The organism is Caballeronia sordidicola (assembly GCF_001544455.2).
GTDB classification, from domain to species: domain Bacteria; phylum Pseudomonadota; class Gammaproteobacteria; order Burkholderiales; family Burkholderiaceae; genus Caballeronia; species Caballeronia sordidicola.
Window position 1 is genome coordinate 259,385 of record NZ_FCOC02000002.1, and the last position, 22,072, is coordinate 281,456.

20 protein-coding genes and 1 riboswitch are annotated in these 22,072 nt (G+C 60.3%); of the genes, 18 read left to right on the plus strand and 2 right to left on the minus strand.

What is annotated here, in order from left to right:
* Window positions 1-5 precede the first annotated feature (5 nt).
* Both fliD and AWB64_RS04410 read left to right on the plus strand, forming a co-directional pair.
* Window positions 6-1,535: a flagellar filament capping protein FliD gene (gene fliD, locus AWB64_RS04405; RefSeq protein WP_060817407.1), complete on the plus strand. Its 1,530-nt coding sequence runs from the start codon at window positions 6-8 to the stop codon at window positions 1,533-1,535.
* A 12-nt stretch (window positions 1,536-1,547) separates the two neighbouring features.
* Window positions 1,548-1,847, plus strand: coding sequence for a flagellar protein FliT (locus AWB64_RS04410; protein WP_060817408.1), 300 nt, complete (start codon window positions 1,548-1,550; stop codon window positions 1,845-1,847).
* A gap of 108 nt (window positions 1,848-1,955) precedes the next feature.
* On the opposite strand, the gene AWB64_RS04415 is transcribed toward AWB64_RS04410, so the two are convergent.
* Window positions 1,956-2,966, minus strand: a complete 1,011-nt coding sequence (locus AWB64_RS04415; protein WP_060817409.1) for a sodium:calcium antiporter — start codon at window positions 2,964-2,966, stop codon at window positions 1,956-1,958.
* A 97-nt stretch (window positions 2,967-3,063) separates the two neighbouring features.
* A riboswitch (yybP-ykoY riboswitch) is annotated at window positions 3,064-3,239 on the minus strand.
* A gap of 247 nt (window positions 3,240-3,486) precedes the next feature.
* On the opposite strand from AWB64_RS04415, the gene AWB64_RS04420 reads away from it, so the two are divergent.
* Complete coding sequence (locus AWB64_RS04420; RefSeq protein WP_060817758.1) at window positions 3,487-5,073, plus strand: ABC transporter substrate-binding protein; 1,587 nt, start codon at window positions 3,487-3,489, stop codon at window positions 5,071-5,073.
* A gap of 49 nt (window positions 5,074-5,122) precedes the next feature.
* Here the strand turns inward: AWB64_RS04420 and AWB64_RS04425 are convergent, their stop codons facing one another.
* A complete protein-coding gene (locus tag AWB64_RS04425) occupies window positions 5,123-6,202 on the minus strand; it encodes an MBL fold metallo-hydrolase (RefSeq protein ID WP_060817410.1) in 1,080 nt (359 codons plus the stop codon).
* A gap of 111 nt (window positions 6,203-6,313) precedes the next feature.
* On the opposite strand from AWB64_RS04425, the gene AWB64_RS04430 reads away from it, so the two are divergent.
* From AWB64_RS04430 to bioB, 15 genes are all read left to right on the plus strand, one after another.
* Window positions 6,314-6,766 (plus strand): MerR family transcriptional regulator, encoded by a 453-nt coding sequence (locus AWB64_RS04430; RefSeq protein ID WP_060817411.1) that lies wholly within the window; start codon window positions 6,314-6,316, stop codon window positions 6,764-6,766.
* Between the two features lie 111 nt (window positions 6,767-6,877).
* Complete coding sequence (gene aceK, locus AWB64_RS04435; protein ID WP_060817412.1) at window positions 6,878-8,701, plus strand: bifunctional isocitrate dehydrogenase kinase/phosphatase; 1,824 nt, start codon at window positions 6,878-6,880, stop codon at window positions 8,699-8,701.
* A gap of 5 nt (window positions 8,702-8,706) precedes the next feature.
* A complete protein-coding gene (gene can / locus AWB64_RS04440; RefSeq protein ID WP_060817413.1) occupies window positions 8,707-9,492 on the plus strand; it encodes a carbonate dehydratase in 786 nt (261 codons plus the stop codon).
* On the plus strand, window positions 9,485-10,678 hold the full coding sequence (locus tag AWB64_RS04445; RefSeq protein ID WP_060817414.1) for an acetyl-CoA C-acetyltransferase: 1,194 nt from the start codon (window positions 9,485-9,487) through the stop codon (window positions 10,676-10,678). Before can ends, AWB64_RS04445 begins: the two co-directional genes overlap by 8 nt.
* A 10-nt stretch (window positions 10,679-10,688) precedes the next feature.
* A complete protein-coding gene (locus tag AWB64_RS04450; protein ID WP_060817415.1) occupies window positions 10,689-11,366 on the plus strand; it encodes an SDR family oxidoreductase in 678 nt (225 codons plus the stop codon).
* A 48-nt stretch (window positions 11,367-11,414) separates the two neighbouring features.
* Window positions 11,415-12,023, plus strand: a complete 609-nt coding sequence (locus tag AWB64_RS04455) for a glutathione S-transferase family protein (protein WP_060817416.1) — start codon at window positions 11,415-11,417, stop codon at window positions 12,021-12,023.
* Window positions 12,020-12,439, plus strand: coding sequence for a YchJ family protein (locus AWB64_RS04460; RefSeq protein ID WP_060817417.1), 420 nt, complete (start codon window positions 12,020-12,022; stop codon window positions 12,437-12,439). The genes AWB64_RS04455 and AWB64_RS04460 overlap by 4 nt, the downstream gene beginning before the upstream one ends.
* 367 nt (window positions 12,440-12,806) lie before the next feature.
* A complete protein-coding gene (locus AWB64_RS04465; protein WP_060817418.1) occupies window positions 12,807-14,060 on the plus strand; it encodes a dienelactone hydrolase family protein in 1,254 nt (417 codons plus the stop codon).
* 1,190 nt (window positions 14,061-15,250) lie between these two features.
* On the plus strand, window positions 15,251-16,147 hold the full coding sequence (locus tag AWB64_RS04470) for a hypothetical protein (RefSeq protein WP_060817419.1): 897 nt from the start codon (window positions 15,251-15,253) through the stop codon (window positions 16,145-16,147).
* Between the two features lie 26 nt (window positions 16,148-16,173).
* Window positions 16,174-16,425 carry a hypothetical protein gene (locus AWB64_RS04475; RefSeq protein ID WP_157766583.1) on the plus strand — a complete coding sequence of 84 codons (252 nt, stop codon included), beginning with the start codon at window positions 16,174-16,176 and terminating at the stop codon, window positions 16,423-16,425.
* A 340-nt stretch (window positions 16,426-16,765) separates the two neighbouring features.
* On the plus strand, window positions 16,766-17,551 hold the full coding sequence (locus AWB64_RS04480; RefSeq protein WP_060817759.1) for an enoyl-CoA hydratase/isomerase family protein: 786 nt from the start codon (window positions 16,766-16,768) through the stop codon (window positions 17,549-17,551).
* Window positions 17,552-17,599: 48 nt separating this feature from the next.
* Window positions 17,600-18,991: an adenosylmethionine--8-amino-7-oxononanoate transaminase gene (gene bioA, locus AWB64_RS04485; RefSeq protein WP_060817421.1), complete on the plus strand. Its 1,392-nt coding sequence runs from the start codon at window positions 17,600-17,602 to the stop codon at window positions 18,989-18,991.
* Window positions 18,988-20,208, plus strand: a complete 1,221-nt coding sequence (gene bioF, locus AWB64_RS04490) for an 8-amino-7-oxononanoate synthase (RefSeq protein WP_060817422.1) — start codon at window positions 18,988-18,990, stop codon at window positions 20,206-20,208. The genes bioA and bioF overlap by 4 nt, the downstream gene beginning before the upstream one ends.
* Window positions 20,205-20,930 carry a dethiobiotin synthase gene (gene bioD, locus AWB64_RS04495; RefSeq protein ID WP_060817423.1) on the plus strand — a complete coding sequence of 242 codons (726 nt, stop codon included), beginning with the start codon at window positions 20,205-20,207 and terminating at the stop codon, window positions 20,928-20,930. Before bioF ends, bioD begins: the two co-directional genes overlap by 4 nt.
* Before the next feature lie 35 nt (window positions 20,931-20,965).
* A complete protein-coding gene (gene bioB, locus AWB64_RS04500; protein WP_060817424.1) occupies window positions 20,966-22,015 on the plus strand; it encodes a biotin synthase BioB in 1,050 nt (349 codons plus the stop codon).
* Window positions 22,016-22,072 lie beyond the last annotated feature (57 nt).

Below are 22,072 nucleotides of genomic sequence, written 5' to 3' on the forward strand. Positions count from 1 at the left end.
AATGCATGAGCACGATACCCATTTCGTCAACCGGTTCCACCGTTGACCCGAACAGCGCGGTCCAGCAGGCCGCACAGTCGATCATTAGCGGCTCGACCGGGTCGACAATGGACGTGAACTCCCTGGTCACCGCGCTCGTCAACGCGAAAATCGCGGGCCAGACCGATACCCTCAATAGCAAGACCACAGCGGACAACACGCAGGTCACCGCACTCGGCACGCTGAAATCCGTCATGTCCCTGTTGCAGGCGTCTCTTTCGGCGCTCTCGGACGGCACGACGCTTTCAGCCTTCACCGCGACCGGCGACGGCAAGGGAATCACCGCAAAGGGCACCTCCGGCGCAGTGGCGGGCTCCTATTCCGTGCAGGTCTCGAATATCGCGACGTCGCAATCGATCACTTCGGGCGCATTCAAGACGACCGACACGCTCGGCACCGGCACGATGACTATCTCGGTCGGCGGCAAGAACATGTCGATCCCCGTCACGTCGAGCAACAACACGCTGGCAGGCATTGCATCGGCGATCAATTCGGCATCGGGCAATCCGGGCGTGACGGCCGCTATCGTGAACGGCACGGACGGTGCGCATCTGGTGCTGCGTTCGTCGGCGACAGGTGTATCGAACGGGATCAATGTCACGATCTCGGGAACGGCATCGGGCGACGCCTTGAACAGCCTCGCCGTGACATCGGGCACGGCCCCCGCACCCGCAAACAGCACGGAAACCGCCGGTAATTACACGGGGTCGGTGACCACGGTTGCATCGGGTAGCTGGACGCAGAGCGTAGCCGGCGAAGACGCAAACTTCTCGATCGCGGGCACGCCGGGAACTAGCGCAAGCAACACGATCACCACGGCGCTCAGTGGCGTTTCCATGACGCTGGATTCCACCTCGGTCGGCACCACGCAAACACTGACTGTCGCGCCCGATACGAGCGGACAGGCAACGGCGATCACCGCCTTCGTCACGGCTTACAACAACTACATGAGCACGGTCCAGTCGCTGACTTCGTTCGATTCGACCCAGGCGACAGGCTCGCAGGGCGGCGCGCTGCTCGGCGACTCGATGATGAACACGATCCGCAACACGCTATCCAGTGCCATCAGCGGTGCGGTCGGCACGGGCGCGTCAGCGGTCAATCTCGCTTCCATTGGTATTACGCTGCAGCCGGACGGAACGCTTAAGACCGACACCGACGCGCTGAACGCCGCGCTCAGCAGCGATCCGCAAACCGTCGCGACGTTGTTCAATTCGAAAAACGGCGTCGCCGCGAATATGAACAACGACCTGACGTCATTCCTCGCGACCGGCGGCATCATGGATACGCGCTCAAGCGCGCTGACCGCCGACCTGAAGAGCCTCACCGACCAGCAAACCCAGCTCACCGCCTACGCGGCGCAGTTGACGACGTCGTACAACGCGCAATTCACCGCGCTGAACACGCTGATGTCGCAATCGCAAAGCAATGCCAACTACCTGACGCAGCTCTTCGGCGGTACAAACAGCGCGGGCGCGCTTGCGACCAACAAGTAACGGAGCCAGACGATGAACCAGGAAGAACTGATCGCCCGGGCATGGGTGCTGACGGAAGCCATAGAAAGCGCAGCCGCCGATAACGACTGGCCGCGCGCCGCGGAACTGACGAACACACGCTCGCCGCTTTTGATGTCATTGCAAGCCGATCAGTCCGCCGACTCGATGGTCACGATTCGCCGGATCCAGGCGAGCATTGCCGCGATCATGCACGCGGCGACATCGGCGGAAACGGCGTTGATGAGGAATCACCGGCAAGCGATGAACCAGGCGAACGCCGCCAGCCGATATCAGCAAGCGGCGCGGTTCTGACGCCGCAATAAAGAGACAACGCAGAACAACAACAGATGCGCGGTAAGCACGACGCGCAATGTGATTGATGCCCGCTTCGGCGGGCTTTTTTTTGCGCGCCGGATAGCCCTAGCGCCCCAGTGTCAGCGCAAGGTAGAACGCATAAAGCCCGCCGTTCACGAGCAGCGCCCACAGCACGATTCCGCCTTTCTTCGCATTGAGCCGCAGCCATGCGGCGGCGGCGAGCGTGATCAGCACGCCGGTCAGCACTTCGACGCGCGGCTCCCAAGGCGTCAGCATGATGCCGATACCTGGCAGCAGCGTGCCCTGGAACACCATCGCGCCGGTAATGTTGCCGAATGCGAGCGTATCCTTGCCGCGCCGCGCCCAGATGATGCTGTTCACCTTTTCGGGCAATTCGGTTGCAATCGGGATGATGATCAGCGAAAGCAGCAGCGCCGATATCCCCAGTACATGCGACACGCCCTCCACGCCCGCAATAAACCCCTTTGCCCCGCCAACCAGCAGCGCAGTGCCGACCGCCATCTGCAACACGATGGTCGCAAGCGTCGTAGGCAAACCCAGGCGCGCGATCAACAGCCGCTCGGGCGCTTCCGTGCCGTGCCCCTTCTCCACCAGACCCGCGGACGCCCGGAACGTCGTGATCACATACACCACGTACACGCCGACCAGACCGGCAGCAAACAGAGCCCGCACTTCCCACGCGTGATGCGGGACGAACATCGCGCCGGCCGCGATCAGGAATGCACACAGGAAGAAGTTGAGATCGCGGGTAAAGCCGGTATGTTCGGGCGTGACGAGACCTTTGAGGCCGCGCATCTTGAGAACGGCGACCGCCATCAGGCAGGTGGACAGCGTTGCGAGCATCAGCGGCGCGCCAAGAATGGCGCCCACACCAATTTCCTCGTTGACCGCACGGCTTGCCGTGCCGCCCATCAACGCGATGATCGGCACCGTGGTTTCAGGCAACGCAGTGCCAATGGCCGCGAACAGCGAACCCGTGACGCCTTCGGATATGCCGAGTTTTTCGCCGAGATGCTCCAGCGCGTTGGTGAACAATTCCGATGCCGCCAGAATCACCACGAGCATGATGGCGAGTTGCAGGAATAGCAGTGTCATGCCGCACCTCGCAATGAGGCGTACTGGCAATAGCAACGCAAGGAGAGGCTTGTGACCGATGCAGGGTGTTTTTGTTTTGGAGACACGATGATTTCACGGTCGGACGTCAGCAAACCAGGGTGCTATCCCGCGCCGTCCGACCGTGAACGACAAGATGCACCCATGGTCTCGCCAAACCTGACCGGTCGAACGCGCCACGGCACCAGCCGAGTATGTTGACGCGTCCTCCTCCCATTGCGGAAGGAAGGCTACTCCCCAAAGACGGGCACGAGTTTAGCGTGCGCCCGCCGATTAGGCAAGGCGGCGCGGCGGCGTGAATCGTGTCCATATCGATATCCCGAATCGGTCGTTGTAGCGGAAATAACGTTTCAGTAAGCTACGGCGACGCGCCTTTGTTGCACGGAACCGTGTGCCAGAACGCGCCGTACAATAAGTTGCAATGCAGTCGCAACACCGCCTGAACGCCGCCGCATCAAAAAATGACCAATTAACCGACGACACCGTCAAAACGGGAGATCTCATGCGCTTCAGAATGCTCGCAGCCGCAGTCCTGGCCATCGCGCCAATGCTCGCGATCGCAAAACCGCTTACCGTGTGCACGGAATCGAGTCCGGACGGTTTCGATGTCGTGCAGTTCAATTCGCTCGTGACGACCAACGCGTCCGCGGACGTGATTTTCAACACGCTCGTTTCCTACGATGAAGTCGCGAAAAAAGTCACGCCGGCACTCGCCGAAAAGTGGGACGTGAGCGCGGACGGGCTGACCTACACGTTCCATCTGCGGCCGAACGTGGCGTTCCAGAGCACGGATTACTTCAAGCCATCGAGGAAACTGACGGCCGACGACGTGGTGTTCTCGTTCGACCGCATGCTCTCGGACAGCAATCCATGGCACAAGGTAGCCGGCGCAAGCGGCTTTCCCCACGCGCAATCAATGGGCCTGGTCAAGCTGATCAAGTCGGTGCAAAAGGTCGATGACAACACCGTGACGTTCGTGCTCAACACGCCGAACGCGACCTTCGTGCCCATCTTGACGATGGGTTTTGCATCGATATATTCGGCTGAATATGCCGATCAGTTGCTCAAGGCGGGTAAGGAAACCGACCTGAACGCGAAGCCCATCGGCACGGGTCCATTCGTGTTGAAAAGCTATACGAAAGACGCCGTGATTCGCTATGACGTGAACCCCGCGTACTGGGGCGCGAAGCCGAAGGTTGACCGCCTGATCTACGCGATCACGCCCGATGCCTCCGTGCGCGCGCAGAAAATCAAGGCGGGTGAATGCCAGATCGCGTTGTCGCCGAAGCCGCAGGACGTGATCGACGCCAAGAAAGGAGGCTCGATCAAGGTGGTCGAAACGCCGGCATTCATGACGGCGTTCGTGGCGCTGAACACGCAGAAAAAGCCGCTCGATAACCCCAAGGTTCGCCAGGCGCTGAACGAAGCATTCGATCGCACGACGTACTTGAAGACCGTTTTCGAGAACACGGCGACGCCCGCTGTAAATCCGTTCCCGCCGAACACGTGGAGCTATGACAAACAGGTCACGCCGTATGCGTATTCGGTCGATCGCGCGAAAAAACTTCTCGCCGATGCAGGCTATCCCAATGGCTTCGATACAACCATCTGGGTGCGTCCGAACGGCAGCGTGCTGAATCCCAACCCGAAAGCCGGCGCGGAATTGCTGCAAGCGGATCTGGCGAAGATCGGCGTGAAGGCGCAGGTCAAGGTGATCGAATGGGGCGAGCTGATCAAGGAAGCGAAGCAAGGCCAGCACGACATGTTGTTCATGGGCTGGGCCGGCGACAACGGCGATCCGGATAACTACCTCTCGCCGCTCTTTAGTTGCGCCGCGGTGCGCTCGGGCATCAACTTCGCGCGCTTCTGCGATCCGACGCTGGATCGTTTGATCGACGAAGGCAAGGGATCGGCGGATATCGGCAAGCGCACCAAGGCTTACACCGAGGCGCAGCAGATCATCCACGATCAGGCGCTGTGGATTCCGCTCGGTTATCCGACCGCATCCGCGCTCACGCAAAGCAATGTCAGCGGATATCGTGTCAGTCCGTTTGGACGACAGAACTTCGTCAGCGTGTCCGTGCAGTAATTGTTGTTCCTTGAAAAGCCGGGCGCCCTTTTAAAAGCGCCCGGCTTTTTTACGCTGGCGCGAAACGGATCACACCGTCAGCTTCCTGCGTACTCCGCACGAGTTCGCCTTGCAGCCATAGCAGATGCAAATGGGCCAACGCTTCGCCGAGCGCGAACGTCATCTGGTGTACATCGAGAGGACGCTTGAACATGATCGGCACAATATCCGCCGCGCTTTGCGGCTTGATCGCGCAGGCCTCGCGCACTTCCGCCAGGCGCGCGGCGTGATGATCGCGAAGCTGCCCAATGCGCGTATGCATGCCACGAAACGGCTTGCCGTGCGAAGGCAGGACAAGCGTGTCGGCGGGTAACGTTTCGTATCGGCCGAGAGATTCCAGGAACAGGGCCACCGGATTGCTCTCCGGTTCAATGGCAAACACCGACACGTTGGTCGATATACGCGGCAAAACCATATCGCCGGAAATCAACACGTTGTTTTCAGCGCAGTAGAACGCGCAATGTTCGGGCGAATGGCCGAAGCCCGTAATCACTTCCCAGTCGCGGCCGCCGATCCTGACCTTATCGCCATTGCGCAGACGGCGGAAATGCGGCGGTATGGACGGCACGAGCTTCGGGTAATACGTATCGCGTTTGCGCAGGGCTTCGAGCGATGCCGGATCCCGCATGCCATGCCGCGCGAAGTGCTGCGCGGCGCGTTCGCCGCCTGCGTCAGAACCGTCGCCGCTCGACATCACGCGGCCCATTGCGTATTCGCCGTGCGACATCCAGAGCCTGACTGGACCCCAGCGTTTCTTCTCGCCGCCGTTGCAGATCCAGTCGGCAAGACCGAGGTGATCCGGATGGCAATGCGTGACGATCACGCGCAGCACCGGCAAGCCGTCCAGCAATGAACTGAAGACGCGCTCCCAGTTGGCGCGGATGGTTTCGTCGGAAATACCGCAATCGATGATGGTCCAGCCTTTCACGCCATCGATTTCATCGCGCATGACCCAGAGATTGATGTGATCGAGCGCAAACGGCAACGGCATGCGTACCCAGAAGACGCCAGGCGTGACTTCCATTGCGTGGCCGGATTCGGGAAGCCGGTCGGCGAAGACGTAGTCCAGTTGCTGTTCGAGCGGATTCATGCGGGTCGATCTCCGGGTTGTCGATTCTTGCAATACCGCCAAGTTGACGCTAACGTTAACCTGCATTTTACAGCGGTTCTTAAAAGCCGTTCAGCGCACTTCCAGGTTCAAATGACAGCCACGCGTTACACCATTACAGAACTGGCTCGCGAGTTCGAGATCACGCCACGCGCGATCCGCTTCTACGAGAATCAGGGTTTGCTCGCGCCGGCGCGCGAAGGCACGAACGGCGTGCGGCGCGTGTATTCGCCGCGCGACCGCACGCGCCTGAGGCTTACGCTGCGTGGCAAACGGCTTGGATTCACGCTGTCGGAGATCAGCCGGTTGCTCGATCTCTACGATTCACCCACCGGTACGGTTGCGCAGCTGCACGCGTTTTTGGACACCATCGCGGAACATCGCGCGGTTCTGGAACGGCAACTGGAAGATCTGAACGCAACGCTTGGCGAACTTGCCGCGTACGAAATGCAAGGCCGTGCGCTGCTTTCGGCGAATGCTGAAAAACGGACGCGCAAGCTGGCCTCATCCTGTTCGCCGACGCAGAAAACCGTGAAGGCTGCTTGACGCGCGGCGCTCGTGAACAATCGTGAACGGTCATGGCGATACAATATCGCCCGGTTTGAAGGCACAGGAATAACGCGCATCACGCGACACCACACGTAGTGCAGGGTCGATATGAATCACTTTCCCAAGTTGCTGTCGTCGCAGATCGGCTTCGACGTCGCGCAAACGCTGCTCGAAGGATTCGATCGTCACTATCGCGTTTTCCGCGATGCGGCGATCGCGGCGAAGCATTTGTTCGAGGAAGGCGACTGGCATGCGCTGCAGCGGCTTGCGCGGGAACGCATTACGTCGTACGACGATCGCGTGGAAGAATGCGTGACGCGTCTGCAGGATGAATACGACGCCGAAAATATAGACGACGAAGTGTGGCAGCAGATCAAACTGCATTACATCGGCCTGTTGACGGCGCACCGCCAACCCGAATGCGCGGAGACGTTCTTCAATTCCGTGTGCTGCAAGATCCTGCATCGGTCGTACTTCAATAACGACTTCATTTTCGTGCGACCGGCTATATCGACCGAATACATAGAGAACGACGAACCCGCGGCCAAGCCGACGTATCGTGCGTATTATCCCGGCAAGGACGGCCTTGCCGCCACGCTCATGCGCATTGTCACGAACTTCCAGCTCGAGCCTGCGTTTGAAGACCTCGAACGCGATGTTCAATGCGTGATGCAAGCCATTACCGAAGCATTCGGGGAGTTCAAGGCCGCGCCGAATTTTCAGATTCACGTGTTGTCCTCATTGTTCTTTCGCAACAAGGCGGCGTATATAGTCGGGCGAATCATCAACGGCGATCTGATCGCGCCATTCGCCATGCCCGTGCGTCACGCGCGACCGGGCGTGCTCGCGCTCGATACCGTCCTGCTGCAACGCGAACAACTGCTGATCATCTTCAGCTTTTCGCACTCGTATTTTCTCGTGGATATGGAAGTGCCGTCGGCGTATGTGCAGTTCCTGCGCACCATCATGCCGGGCAAGCCGAAGGCGGAGATCTATACATCGGTCGGTTTGCAGAAGCAGGGCAAGAATCTGTTCTATCGGGACCTGCTGCATCATCTCTCGCATTCCAGCGATAAATTCGTCATTGCGCCGGGCATCAAGGGCATGGTGATGCTGGTGTTCACGCTGCCTTCGTTTCCGTATGTGTTCAAGCTGATCAAGGACAACTTTCCGCCGCCGAAGGACACCACGCGCGCGAAGGTCGAGGACAAGTACCGGCTCGTCAAGCGGCATGATCGCCTGGGACGCATGGCCGACACGCTCGAATACTCCAGCGTGGCGCTGCCGCTCTCGCGTTTGGACGACGCGTTGCTCAAGGAACTGATGAAAGAAGCGCCTTCGATGATCGAATACGAAGGCGACAAGCTCGTGATCCGGCACGTGTATATAGAGCGCCGCATGACGCCGCTGAACCTGTATTTGCAGAACGGCTCGCCGCACGAAATAGAGCACGGCATCAAGGAATACGGTGACGCCATCAAGCAACTGATACAGGCGAACATTTTTCCCGGCGACATGCTGTACAAGAATTTTGGCGTGACGCGCCATGGCCGCGTGGTGTTCTACGATTACGACGAAATCGAATACCTGACTGACTGCACCGTGCGCCGCGTGCCGCAGGCGCGCACCGACGAAGAGGAGATGTCGGGCGAGCCGTGGTACACCGTAGGCCCGCATGACATCTTCCCGGAAACGTATGGAACGTTCCTGCTCGGCGATCCTCGCGTGCGCGACGTCTTCATGAAACACCATGCCGATTTCTTCGATCCGGCTCTCTGGCAAAAGCATAAGGAACAGATCCTCAACGGCGAACTCGCCGATTTTTTTCCCTACGAACGCAGCATCCGTTTCATCGTTCATTATCCCGAGCGTTTTCCCGACGGCGCACCCGCTCTCGCGCTGCATGAAATCCGCGACACCTACCCGCATTGAATGCCATGTCCAACATCGATAAACCCGAAAGTCCCGATAACAACCCGCTCGCGCATCTGTTCAACAACAACCTGCAATGGGTCGAGCGCAAGCTCTCCGAAGACGCGGAGTATTTTTCCCGCCTCGCGCATCAGCAGGCGCCGGAGTATTTGTGGATCGGCTGCTCCGACTCGCGCGTGCCGGCGAACCAGATCATCGGCTTGCCGCCGGGCGAAGTGTTCGTGCACAGAAACATCGCGAACGTGGTGGTGCACTCGGACCTCAATTGTTTGTCGGTGATTCAGTTTGCTGTCGATCTGCTGAAGGTGAAGCACATCATGGTCGTCGGGCACTACGGCTGTTCCGGCGTGGGCGCGGCGCTGGAGGGAAGGCGTGTCGGTCTCGCCGATAACTGGCTGCGCCACGTGGAGGACGTGCGCGACAAGCACGCGGCGCTGCTCGACGAATGGCCGATGGGCGTGGCGCGAAATCGCCGCCTGGTGGAACTGAATACCATCGAACAAACGGTGAACGTGTGTCACACGACCATCCTGCGCGATGCGTGGGCGCGCGGCCAGGAAATCACCGTGCACGGCTTGACCTACGGCGTGCACGACGGCCGCGTGCGCAACCTGGGCATGATGATCGGCGGCCCGGAAAAGGTCGAGCCGACCTATCAGCATTGCATCGCGGCGCTCGCGCGCGGCGGTACGCATTCGCTGGAGAACGACGTGCTTACGTCGGACGCCGCCGGTCTTGGTGACGTCCCGGCTATTGTGAAAGGTGTGATCAAGGAGCTGAAACATGAATGATCTCGTAGCTGATCCCGTGGTGATCGTCTCGGCTGCCCGCACGCCGATGGCCGCTTTCCAGGGCGATTTCGCCAGCGTCACCGCGCCGCAACTGGGCTCGGTTGCAATCCGCGCCGCCGTTGAACGCGCGGGTCTCAAGCCCGATCAGGTCGACGAAGCCGTGATGGGTTGCGTGCTGCCGGCGGGCCTCGGGCAAGCGCCTGCACGGCAAGCCGCGCTCGGCGCGGGTTTGCCGTTATCCACCGGTAGCACGACCGTCAACAAGATGTGCGGCTCGGGCATGCGCGCCGCCATGTTCGCGCACGACATGCTGCTCGCGGGTTCGGCCGATGTGATCGTGGCGGGCGGAATGGAAAGCATGACGCAAGCGCCGTACTTGTTGCCGAAAGCACGCGGCGGCATGCGCATGGGCCACGGTCAGGTGCTCGACCACATGTTCCTCGACGGCCTCGAGGACGCGTATGAAAAAGGCCGGCTGATGGGCACGTTCGCCGAGCAATGCGCGGGGTCGTACAAGTTCACGCGGGAAGCGCAGGACGCGTTTGCCATCGAATCCCTGACGCGCGCCAAGCGCGCGAACGAAGACGGATCGTTCGGATGGGAGATCGCGCCGGTGACGGTCGCGGGGCGCAAGGGCGATACCGTCATTAATCATGACGAGCAGCCGTACAAGGCGAACATCGACAAGATTGCGACGCTCAAACCCGCCTTCGCCAAGGACGGCACGGTGACGGCCGCCAATGCATCGTCCATCTCCGATGGCGCCGCCGCGCTCGTCATGATGCGCGAATCCACGGCCAGGCGGCTCGGCGTCGCGCCGCTCGCGCGCGTGGTTGGCCACAGCACCTTCGCGCAGGAACCGGCGCTGTTCACCACGGCGCCCGTTGGCGCAATCCGCAAGCTATTCGAGAAGAACGGCTGGCGCGCAAGCGAAGTCGACTTGTACGAGATCAATGAAGCGTTTGCCGTCGTGGCAATGGCGGCCATGCGCGAACACGATCTCCCTCACGATAAAGTCAACGTCAACGGCGGCGCCTGCGCGCTCGGACATCCGATTGGCGCATCGGGTGCGCGGATTCTCGTCACGCTGATCGGCGCGTTGCGGCAACGCGGCCTGAAGCGCGGCGTGGCGAGCTTGTGCATTGGCGGTGGGGAAGCGACGGCAATGGGCATCGAATTGACTTGAAGGTGACGCCATGAAAACGGCATTGATCGTGGGTGCATCGCGCGGACTCGGGCATGAATTCGTGCGCGCATACAGGCGCGATGGCTGGCGCGTACTCGCCACGGCGCGCGACGCGGTGGCCATCAGCGGTCTTGAAGCGATGGGCGCCACGACCTTCTCGCTCGACGCAACCAAACCAGAGCAGATCGCCGCGCTTGGCTGGCAACTCGACGGCGAGAAGCTGGATGCGGCGATCATCGTGTCAGGGGTTTATGGTCCGCGAACGGAGCATGTGGAAACTATCCTCGCGGAAGATTTCGATGAAGTCATGCACACGAACGTCCGCGGTCCCATGCAGTTGCTTCCGATTCTCCTGCCGCTCACCAACGCCGCCCACGGCGTGCTCGCGGTCGTGTCCAGCAAGATGGGCAGCATTGCGGAGATGAACGGCACGGCGGGATGGTTGTATCGGGCGAGCAAGGCCGCGTTGAATGCGGCGCTGAAAGCAGCTTCGCAGGAAGCGCGCGGCGCGACGTGCATTGCGTTGCATCCGGGCTGGGTTCGCACGGATATGGGCGGGTCGACGGCCGCAATAGATCCGGCGCACAGCGTGGCCGGCATGCGCGCGGTGATTGCGGCGGCGGCTGCAGATCGCGCCCGGTTCAATGGCAGTTTCGTGCAGTACGACGGCACGCCGATCAAGTGGTGACACGCGGTTCCACGGCGAATGTTTCAATCACACGAACGAGGACATGAAGTGACGTATCAAGTACATGGCGTGGCGTCGTCGGGAAATTGCTACAAGGTGCGGCTCGCGCTCGAACAACTGAAGCTGCCGTATGTGTGGCACGAAGTGGACATGATGAACGGCGCCACGCGCACCGAGACATTTCGTCAGATGAACCCGAACGGCAAGGTCCCGGTTCTGCAGATCGATGCAAACACGTGCCTCTTCGAGTCCGACGCCATTCTCTTTTACCTCGCCGAAGGCACGCCGCTGCTGCCAACGGACCGGCTTTCCCGGGCGCGCGTGCTGCAGTGGATGTTCTTCGAGCAATACAGCCACGAGCCCAACGTGGCGGTCGCACGCTTCATCCTTCAATTCACCAGGCGCCCCGACGATCCGCGCTTGCCCGAGAAGACCGCGGGTTCGTATCGGGCACTGGACGTGATGGAAACGCATCTGGCCACGCGCACTTATTTCGTCGATGAGCAATACAGCATCGCGGACATTGCGCTGTATGCGTACACCCATGTCGCCGATGAAGCCAACCTCGATCTCGGCCAATATCCCGCCATTCGCGCGTGGCTCGCGCGGGTGAAAGCGCAGCCGCGTCACATCGAGATGCCGGGTGTCGACGCATGAACCCGCCGGTGGAATGTCCGTGCGGCGGAGCGTCGCCCGGAGCAAGTGTCGAGCACGCGCCGAGCTACGCTCAATGTTGCGGACGCTTCATAGAAGGCGGCGAAGCGCCAGCGACGGCAATGGAACTGATGCGTTCGCGCTACACCGCTTACGTGATCGGCGACACGGCCTATCTGCGTGATACGTGGGCTGACGCCACCTGTCCGCCCGGTCTCGACGCGTCGGCCGATAGCAGCACGCGCTGGCTCGGCCTGCAGATCAAACGCCATACGCCCATCGATTCAAATCACGCCGAGGTCGAATTCGTCGCCCGTTACAAGACTGGCGGGCGGGCGCATCGGCTGCATGAAACCAGCCGGTTCGAGCGCGATGACGCCGGCCGCTGGCGTTATATCGACGGCGATCCTCGTGACTGAAACAACTCGCGTGGCCTTGGCCATACATCGCGGCAAATATTTCCTTAACGGCTGCTTTCGTCGAAAAATTAGTGTTGCGCGCGGGTACTTTCTAATTGCGCCAAATGATTTTGTCCGGGTACTCTGTCTTTTAGCCAGCCGTTGGCGAATCGGTAGCAAGCTATTGTTTCATAAGCTAATTACCGGCCCACGGACTGACGTGCATATTGAAGCCCATTGTCACGCCTGTTCGGGGCATGACTTCACGGACCGCCAGGCAATACTGTTCTCTGCAGTCAGAGCGCGCGGAACTGATGGATTGTGACAATAAGCCGGCTCGCGTTTTAGCTAATCAGCAGCGGGGTCGAAAGCAGGCGGAGTTTCGGGGATGGCATTCAGGGAAGCGGTGTCGGGTTGTTTAGTGGTATGTGCGGTGGCGGCAACGCTGGTGGCAGTGTCCACTCGGGCGTCTGCAGAACCGTTTCCCGGCGCGCAGCAATATGCGTCGCTCGAAGCACCCGCATTTGGCACGGTGACGCCTGCCTTCGATCCGTCGCTTCCGGTTGTCGATGCGAGCCTCAACGAGTCGGTCATCGAAATCCCGTCGGGCGATGTGACGCTCGAAACCACCCTGTTCAAGCCCAACGGCGCAGGCCCGTTCCCGATGGTCGTGTTCAACCACGGCAAACTTCCTGGCAACGCACACGACCAGCCGCGCGCGCGTCCGCTTGCGCTGGCGCGTGAATTCGTGCGCCACGGGTATGTGGTCGTCGTGCCAAATCGTCGCGGTTTCGCCCAGTCTGGTGGCGAATACACCGGGAACGGATGCAACGTCGAAGCCAACGGTTTCACGCAGGCGCGGGATGTGGCCGCGACTGTGGCTTACATGGGCAAGCAGCCGTTTGTGGACAGCAAGCATGTGGTCGTGGCGGGTGCGTCGCACGGCGGTCTGGTCACGATGGCTTACGGTGCGCGCGATGCACGTTCGGATATTGGCGTGCGTGGTTTGATCAATTTCTCGGGCGGTCTTCGGCAGGATGAATGTCCGAACTGGCAGAAGAATTTGACCAGTGCGTTTGGCGAGTATGGCGAACATGTGAAGTTGCCGTCGCTGTGGATGTACGGCAGCAATGATTCGGTCTGGCAGGGATCGCTTCCCGACGACATGTTTGCGTCGTACACGGCGCATGGCGCGCGGGCGGACATGGTGGATTTTGGGGCGTACAAGAACGATGCGCACCGGCTGGTGGGTGATCGCGATGGCGTGCCGATCTGGTGGCCGCGGGTGAAGGCGTTCCTCGCCGATATTGGCATGCCAACGGACTTGCAGTATCAGGTTTCGTATCCACAGGCGCCGTCGCCGACGGGTTATGCGAACGTGGATGCCGTGGCGGCGGTGCCTTTTCTCGATGAACGCGGTCGCGAGGGGTATGAGAATTTCCTGCATCAGTATTCGAGTCGCGCGTTTGCCGTGTCGGATTCGGGAGCGTGGTCGTGGGCCGAGGGCGGCGATGATCCCATGGCCGTTGCGCTCGATGGATGTCAGAAGCAGAGCACGGAGCCGTGCAGGCTTTATGCGGTGAATAATGCAGTGGTCTGGAGTGAGCGCAGTGCGGCGCAGACGCAGACTGCCTCGAGGTAGGGGGGCAGGGTTGGGGGGCCTGCTTTTTAGGGCTTTGCGCGTTCCCTGTTCGTTGTTCCTCTTTAGCACTGTTAGCCACTATCCGTGGCGGGACTTCATTTCTTTTTCCAACGGCGACAAAGAAACGAAGCAAAGAAAACGCCTTCCAACCGCTAATTCTTAAGTGGACCAAGCGTGCAGTGATATCTGCTTGGGACTTCAGAAGAACCCTCGACGCCATAACCACCAACACCTGAAACCCTCCCCCTCCGAACCGCTACATCCACACGCTTCGCCACTCGTGTTCTCGAGCAAGCACACGACCCCACGAAACCAGTACGGCCAAACACCCCGACGGCGAAGCGTGTGGGTATCCGATTGTTGAACAGTTGACCACAATGGACGCACAAGCCATCTTGGATTTCGTCGCGCGGCGCTTGCTTAGTCAGGACACGGAGTCGAGAAGCGACGCAGCGTTAGGACGCGCGTATCGCGCGCGAAAACGGTACAGCGTGCGCTGTACTGTAGGTTGCTTGATTCCGGCTACGCAGTACCGGATAGCCTTTGAAAGCTATTGAGTAGTAACCTTTACCACCGACCGTGACGTTTATTCGCTAGACCCGCTGTTCGTCAATTTTCTAACCCGGAATCTTGATTTGCTGCCTTCGTTGCAAGCAGTACATAACCACGCGCCTATATCGATTGGGGCGGCTGCGCTATCACGTACCGCGCAAGGCTTTTGGTTATGGGATCGCATCATACTCAAACATGCGCAACGCCTAAACACGTCCCGGCTCTTGTTCCCGTTACCCCGCTGGTAACAATGAGGCTCGAAGACGATGTTGAAGAACCAGAAGCCAAGCAGACGTGCCGCGCCGCCCGATGCTGACCCGATGCCACGATCACGCGCCGCCGTGCCCGACGCGGCGCGTCTAACGTTCGAATGCCTGCCATCCGATCAATTGCTAATCGTCGCTCAGGTGTCGGCGTTAGCTCCGGTCTCGGTTTGACGTGGCGGCGCGGTGTGAGAAAAGGGATTTTTCCCGCTGGCGTGCGTGTCTCGCATAAGCCGAGCTTTTGGCGCGTGGGCAATTTCCGCGCACTACTCAAAACCTGATGTCCTGACCATCAAGCCGCGCGCTCTTTTATGAGATGGGCGCGCGGAAAAGTACGTTAGCGTAGCGGCTGTCGCAACAACGAAAATAACGAGAATGACAACCGAACTCATGAGATACGAGGGCCATCGATTCTTGCTTTATAAAAAATGGGACTACGCGCCGAATGGCAGGACCCCAGAACAAACGGAAGCGCTTGAAGCCGGTAAAGCGCTGTTCAAAGCCGCCAATTTCGAGCATTGGGCGAGCCAGCCGGAACTGGTTGCACGCGTTCAAAAGTTCCTTGTCGAGTCGATTCCCTCCTACCGGGCCAGTCCCTACGGTGATCGACCTGACGACATCATCAAGGCGCTCTGCTGGGAAGTGCGAAACGAAGCAGCTGTAATCGTGCGCGCCAAGCCAGAATACATTGCGCATGATGGCTTTGCTCCAAAGCGCGAGTTCGACTATGCCGCGTATAAACGCGACCAGGACGAACGCGGACGCGCTTACATGGCGCGCTCGAAAGCGTACTCCGATGACCTGAAGGCGTATAACAAGTCAATCGATGATCGTATTAGGCGCGAAGCGAACGCGCTAAAACCGTACCGGCATATCGAAACCGTCACCGAGGCAGGGGAACGCAATCTGGCCGCGTGGGCGAAGCGCGACGCACTTGCTGCGCTCGCTTCGGCGGCGTCTATGGTCGCATCTTCGTTGCCGTCGCGCGATGACGATGTTTTTGACTTGGGCGAAGTGTCGGAGATTGGCTCGGGCAGCACATCGCTAGGCGACGCCGCGCCGTTCGAGTACGCCAAAAACGCGACCAGCAATGATGTAATGTCGATTGCGGCGCGTGGGGTTAGTGAGGCGCATGAAGCGGAATGCTTCGCAAATTACGAAACAGATATGGACTTGTGTGCTGCGGGCCGCGCTATGTTCCAGAGTCCCGCTTACTATACTGAATGTAAAGCTCGCGCTTTCGCCAACTATCAGCAATGCAGGGGTTATTGATGCAATCAAAACGTCAGACGTGCAGCGTGTCCATCTATAACGAAGAAACAAACGCAATTTCTACGTTTCATGTTCCGCTGGATGCTATTGCCGGGGTGGTGGCAAAACACACAAGTTTTGATGTGCCACTCGATGATTTTCACAACCGAATCGATGACGATTTCGCGCGTCGTTTCGGCGGAATGATATTGCTTGCGCTCGCATCCAGATCGCAGTTTTTAAAAGACCATCTTTCTATCACAACAGGAAACAGTACCGAAACTCGATTAAAAGAGTAAGTGTCTCTTTAGCTTCGCATGTTCGCGGGCCTTACTTCGTTGGACAAAGAAATGAAGTCCCGCCACGGACAGTGGCTAACAGTGCTAAAAATGACAGCTAGAACAGAACGCGCGAAGCCCTAAAAAGCAGGACCCCGCCGCCCCCCCACAAACCCCGAACTTCCGAGCAAATCCCTCCGCGAAGCCGACCACTACTACGAAGTTAGCACCAAAGACAAAAAACCCCTTCCCGCGCACCGCGCCCCGCACTCTCCCCAAAAACCGCAATTCAAAACCCCCAACAAAAATTTAGAGATAATCGACACACCGAAACACCCCTGGCGAAGCCACCATGCCCGATATGAACCTGCAGCGCCTAACCGTCACCGCCGAAGGCCACGTGGCGCGCGTCACGCTCAATCGGCCCGACGTGCGCAACGCCTTCGACGAAGCCACCATCGTTGAACTGACCGCCGCATTCCGCGCCCTCGCCGACGACGCCTCAGTTCGCGTAATCGTCCTCGCCGCAAATGGCCCCGCGTTCTGCGCCGGCGCCGACCTCAACTGGATGAAACGCATGGCGGATTACTCGGACGCGGAAAATCGCGCCGATGCACTCGGCCTGGCAACCATGCTCAACGCCATCCACACATGCAATAAACCGGTAATCGCACGCGTCCAGGGCGACGCCTACGCCGGCGGCATGGGTCTCGTCGCCGTCGCGGATATCGCCATCACCGCGGATTCGGCCCACTTCTGCCTCTCCGAAGCAAAACTCGGCCTGATACCCGCGACCATCGCGCCGTATGTCATCCGGGCAATCGGCGCGCGCGCATCGCACCGGTATTTCGTGACGGCGGAACGTATCGATGCCGCCGAAGCGCTGCGCATCGGCCTCGTGCATCAAGTCGTCACGGCCGAAGACCTGGATGCAACCGTGGACGCAGTCGCCGCGGCTATCGCGGCGAACAGTCCGAACGCCGTGCGCGAGTGCAAGCAACTGGTGGTCGATCTGGCCGACAAACCCATCGACGACACGCTGATCTCGGACACCGCCGACCGTATTGCACGAATTCGCGCCTCGGACGAAGGCCGCGACGGCGTGCGCAGTTTTCTGGAAAAACGCAAGCCGTCGTGGCTTGCATGAATGTAATCGGGAACGCCGCCCGACCTGCGGATCGCGCCGTATCGCGCAATGCAGCCGGACAGTTCTCATGGAGTCGTTTTGAATCTGAACAACCAACCAACGCCGGCAACCAATGACTGGGTTGCCCGCTCTCTTCGCGTCGTATGGCATCCGTGTACGCAAATGAAGCATCACGAGCGCACGCCGCTTGTGCCCATCGCGCGCGGCAAGGGTCCGTGGCTGTACGATCACCAGGGCAACCGTTACCTCGATGCCATCAGTTCCTGGTGGGTCAACCTCTTCGGACACGCCAATCCTCACATCAATGCCGCGCTGAAGGATCAACTCGACACGCTCGAACACGCCATGCTCGCGGGCTGCACGCATGAACCCGCGGTCCTGCTCGCCGAACGTCTGAGCGCGCTCACGCAGAACACGCTGGGCCACGCCTTCTTCGCATCCGATGGCGCGTCGGCGGTGGAAATCGCGCTGAAAATGAGCTTCCACTTCTGGCGCAACAACGGCCACGCGGAGAAACGCGAGTTCGTGTGTCTGGCGAACAGCTATCATGGCGAGACCATCGGCGCACTCGGCGTAACCGATGTCGCCTTGTTCAAGGACGCGTACGATCCGCTGATCCGCAATGCGCACGTGGCGACATCGCCGGATGCACGCAACGCGCGCGAAGGCGAAACCGCGCACGATGTCGCTCAGCGTGCGCTCGCCGACATGAAGACGCTCTTCAACGCCAAGGCTTCGCAACTCGCGGCCGTTATCGTGGAGCCGCTGGTTCAGTGCGCGGCGGGCATGGCCATGCATGATCCTGCCTATTTGAAGGGACTTCGCGCACTTTGCGACGAATACGGCGTGCATCTCATCGCCGATGAAATTGCAGTGGGCTGCGGCCGCACCGGAACCTTCTTTGCGTGCGAGCAAGCCGGAATCTGGCCGGACTTCGTGTGTTTGTCGAAGGGAATCAGTGGCGGGTATCTGCCGTTGTCGATCGTGCTCACGCGCGATGAAATCTACGCCGCGTTCTACGACGACGACATGACGCGCGGCTTCCTCCACTCGCACTCCTACACGGGAAATCCGCTTGCCTGCCGCGCGGCCGTAGCGACTCTGGATCTCTTCGATACAGCAAACGTGCTTGAAGAAAATCATCGGAAATCGTCGGCGTTGCGTGCCGCGTTGAGTCCGTTGCAGGATCATGCGCACGTGAAAAACTTGCGCCAGCAAGGGACGATCTTCGCGTTCGACGCTGTAATCAAAGACCCGACGCAAGCACGCACGTTCTCACGGCGTTTCTTCGAAAACGCCTTGAAACAGGAACTTTTATTGCGTCCGATAGGCACGACCGTCTACCTGATGCCGCCATACATTCTCAGCGACGACGAACTCGCGCTGCTCGCCGAACGCACGCGCACCGTTTTCGATGCAACGCTCGCGGAGGCCGCATGAATGAGACATCGGCTGCGTTGTTCGACACGCTGAAACAAGGTCTCGCCAATATCGATCGCAATGGATTGCGTCGCCGGCGTCGCATTGCCGATACCGCCTGCGCCGCGCACATGACGGTGGATGGACGCGAGATCATCGGCTTTGCGAGCAACGATTATCTTGGCCTCGCGGCGCATGAAACCTTGCGCGAAGCCCTGGCCGAAGGCGCGCGCAAATACGGCGCGGGCAGCGGCGGATCGCATTTGCTCGGCGGCCATTCGCGCGCGCACGCGAAGCTCGAAGACGACCTCGCGGCGTTCTCCGGCGGCTTCGTGAATCAGGCGCGCGCGCTTTACTTCAGCACCGGCTACATGGCGAATCTCGCCACGCTGACCACGCTCGGCGCCTTGGGCACGTCAGGCGGCCGCGACACGCTGATGTTCTGCGACGCGTTGAACCATGCATCGCTGATCGACGGCGCGCGTTTATCGCGTGCTGACATTCGCATCTATCCTCATGCCGACGCCGGCGCGCTCGACGCCATGCTCGATGCATCGCGCAATGAGGGCGGCGCGAAGATCATCGTCACGGATTCGGTATTCAGCATGGACGGCGACATTGCGCCGCTCGCGCGCCTGCTCGAAATCGCAGAACGATACGGCGCGTGGCTCGTGGTCGACGACGCACACGGCTTCGGCGTGCTCGGCCCGCAAGGACGCGGCGCGCTGGCGGAAGCCGCGCTGCGCTCGCCGCATCTGGTTTATGTCGGCACGCTGGGAAAAGCGGCCGGTGTGTCGGGCGCGTTCGTGATCGCGCATGAGACCGTGATCGAATGGTTCGTGCAGCGCGCGCGGCCGTATATCTTCACGACGGCGTCCGTGCCGGCGGTGGCGCATGCGGTATCGGCGAGCTTGAGGATTATCGGCGGAGAAGAAGGCGACGCGCGGCGGGCGCATCTCGCCACGCTGATCGACAGTACGCGCGCAATTTTGAAACGCACACAATGGCTTCCGGTGGACTCGCATACCGCGGTTCAGCCGTTGATCATCGGCAGCAATGAAAAGACGCTGCAACTCGCCGCCGCGCTCGACGAACACCGCATGTGGGTTCCGGCGATCCGGCCGCCTACCGTTCCCGTGGGCACGTCGCGGCTGCGCATTTCGTTGTCGGCGGCGCACAGTCACGAAGACCTCGCGGCGCTCGACCAAGCCTTGCAAACCCTGAGCAATCGATCATGACCGCGCCACTCTCACTCTTTGTCACCGGCACCGATACCGAGATCGGCAAGACGCTCGTTTCAGCCGCGTTGCTGCACGGATTCGCCGCGCTCGGGCTGCGCGCCGCCGCGATGAAACCCATAGCCGCGGGTGCGGTCGAACGCGACGGGCAATGGCATAACGAGGACGCCGATCAGCTCGACGCCGCCGCGAACGTCGCGCTGCCGCCATCCATACGCACGCCGTTCATGCTCAAGGACGCCGCCGCGCCCCACATTGCGGCGGCGCGCGAGAACGTATCGCTGGATATTGCGCGGATTGTTGACGCGCACCAGTTCGCCGTCAAGCAGGCGGACGTGGTCGTGGTGGAAGGCGTGGGCGGATTCCGCGTGCCGCTCACCGACGTCCACGATACCGCCGACCTTGCGTTCGCATTGCATCTGCCGGTCGTGCTCGTGGTCGGCATGCGGCTTGGCTGCATCAGCCATGCATTGCTGAGCGCCGAGGCCATTGCGGCGCGCGGATTGCAACTCGTCGGCTGGGTCGCGAACCAGATCGATCCGGACATGCTGTTTCCCGCAGAGAATATTGAAGCAATCCGGTTGCGGCTCGACAGCCAGTACAACGCGCCGCTGCTCGGCACCATTCCTCGCCTCTCACCTCCCGATGCGCCGACGGCGACGACATATATCGATACATCCCTGCTGCTGGACACATTGCGTTCAGCGGCGCCGGGCCAGTAATTCATCGTTATCCGCACAACGAAAAGGATCATCACATGACGCAATTGCAAACCGCCGATACTCCGTCTCAAGCCGCCTCACCGCAAACGCTGGCGCGCTGGCGCGTGGCCGATATCGTCGCGCTGTACGACCTGCCGTTCAATGACTTGCTGTTCCGCGCGCAGACCGTGCACCGTGAACATTTCGATGCCAACACCGTTCAGCTCTCCACGCTGCTCTCGATCAAGACCGGCGGTTGCCCGGAAGATTGCGCGTATTGTCCGCAGTCGTCGCATCACGATACGGGCTTGAAAGCCGACAAACTGATGCCCGTCGATGAAGTCCTGAAGGCCGCCGAGATCGCGAAGGCCAACGGCGCAACGCGCTTTTGCATGGGCGCGGCGTGGCGCAATCCGAAGGATCAGCATCTGGAGCCGATTGCCGACATGATTCGCGGCGTGAAGGCGATGGGTCTCGAAACGTGCGTGACGCTCGGCATGCTGGAAGCGCATCAGGCCACGCGTCTGCGCGACGCGGGCCTGGACTACTACAACCATAACCTCGATACATCGCCGGAGTTCTACGGCCAGATCATCTCCACGCGCACGTACCAGGATCGTCTGGACACGCTCGAACACGTTCGCGATGCAGGCATCAACGTGTGTTGCGGCGGCATTGTGGGCATGGGCGAATCGCGGCGCGAGCGCGCGGGATTGATTACGCAACTGGCGAACATGGAGCCGTATCCGGAGTCCGTGCCCATCAACAATCTGGTGCAGGTGGAAGGTACGCCGCTCACGGGGACCGCACCGCTCGATCCGTTCGAATTCGTGCGCACGATCGCGGTTGCGCGCATCACCATGCCGAAGGCGATGGTGCGGTTATCGGCGGGACGGGAGCAGATGGATGAAGCGCTGCAGGCGCTGTGCTTCATGGCCGGCGCGAATTCGATTTTCTACGGCGACCAGTTGCTGACCACGAGCAACCCGCAAGCGGAAGCCGACAGGAAATTGCTGGAGCGCCTGGGAATGCGCGCCGAGGCTTCACAGCAGATGGAAACAGCGGACGCCTGCGACGCGAAGTGCGGGCATGCGCAGGTGCAGTAACACGCGCATCCGCCAGTAAATAAAGAGGCGTTCCAACTTGCGTTGGAACGCCTCTTT

What these genes read in the sequence shown, in the direction of transcription:
- fliD (WP_060817407.1), top strand. Translation starts at nt 6, where the DNA reads ATGAGCACGATACCCATTTCGTCAACCGGTTCCACCGTTGACCCGAAC.
- AWB64_RS04410 (WP_060817408.1), top strand. Translation starts at nt 1,548, where the DNA reads ATGAACCAGGAAGAACTGATCGCCCGGGCATGGGTGCTGACGGAAGCC.
- AWB64_RS04415 (WP_060817409.1), bottom strand. Translation starts at nt 2,966, where the DNA reads ATGACACTGCTATTCCTGCAACTCGCCATCATGCTCGTGGTGATTCTG.
- AWB64_RS04420 (WP_060817758.1), top strand. Translation starts at nt 3,487, where the DNA reads ATGCGCTTCAGAATGCTCGCAGCCGCAGTCCTGGCCATCGCGCCAATG.
- AWB64_RS04425 (WP_060817410.1), bottom strand. Translation starts at nt 6,202, where the DNA reads ATGAATCCGCTCGAACAGCAACTGGACTACGTCTTCGCCGACCGGCTT.
- AWB64_RS04430 (WP_060817411.1), top strand. Translation starts at nt 6,314, where the DNA reads ATGACAGCCACGCGTTACACCATTACAGAACTGGCTCGCGAGTTCGAG.
- aceK (WP_060817412.1), top strand. Translation starts at nt 6,878, where the DNA reads ATGAATCACTTTCCCAAGTTGCTGTCGTCGCAGATCGGCTTCGACGTC.
- can (WP_060817413.1), top strand. Translation starts at nt 8,707, where the DNA reads ATGTCCAACATCGATAAACCCGAAAGTCCCGATAACAACCCGCTCGCG.
- AWB64_RS04445 (WP_060817414.1), top strand. Translation starts at nt 9,485, where the DNA reads ATGAATGATCTCGTAGCTGATCCCGTGGTGATCGTCTCGGCTGCCCGC.
- AWB64_RS04450 (WP_060817415.1), top strand. Translation starts at nt 10,689, where the DNA reads ATGAAAACGGCATTGATCGTGGGTGCATCGCGCGGACTCGGGCATGAA.
- AWB64_RS04460 (WP_060817417.1), top strand. Translation starts at nt 12,020, where the DNA reads ATGAACCCGCCGGTGGAATGTCCGTGCGGCGGAGCGTCGCCCGGAGCA.
- AWB64_RS04465 (WP_060817418.1), top strand. Translation starts at nt 12,807, where the DNA reads ATGGCATTCAGGGAAGCGGTGTCGGGTTGTTTAGTGGTATGTGCGGTG.
- AWB64_RS04470 (WP_060817419.1), top strand. Translation starts at nt 15,251, where the DNA reads ATGACAACCGAACTCATGAGATACGAGGGCCATCGATTCTTGCTTTAT.
- AWB64_RS04480 (WP_060817759.1), top strand. Translation starts at nt 16,766, where the DNA reads ATGAACCTGCAGCGCCTAACCGTCACCGCCGAAGGCCACGTGGCGCGC.
- bioA (WP_060817421.1), top strand. Translation starts at nt 17,600, where the DNA reads ATGCAGCCGGACAGTTCTCATGGAGTCGTTTTGAATCTGAACAACCAA.
- bioF (WP_060817422.1), top strand. Translation starts at nt 18,988, where the DNA reads ATGAATGAGACATCGGCTGCGTTGTTCGACACGCTGAAACAAGGTCTC.
- bioD (WP_060817423.1), top strand. Translation starts at nt 20,205, where the DNA reads ATGACCGCGCCACTCTCACTCTTTGTCACCGGCACCGATACCGAGATC.
- bioB (WP_060817424.1), top strand. Translation starts at nt 20,966, where the DNA reads ATGACGCAATTGCAAACCGCCGATACTCCGTCTCAAGCCGCCTCACCG.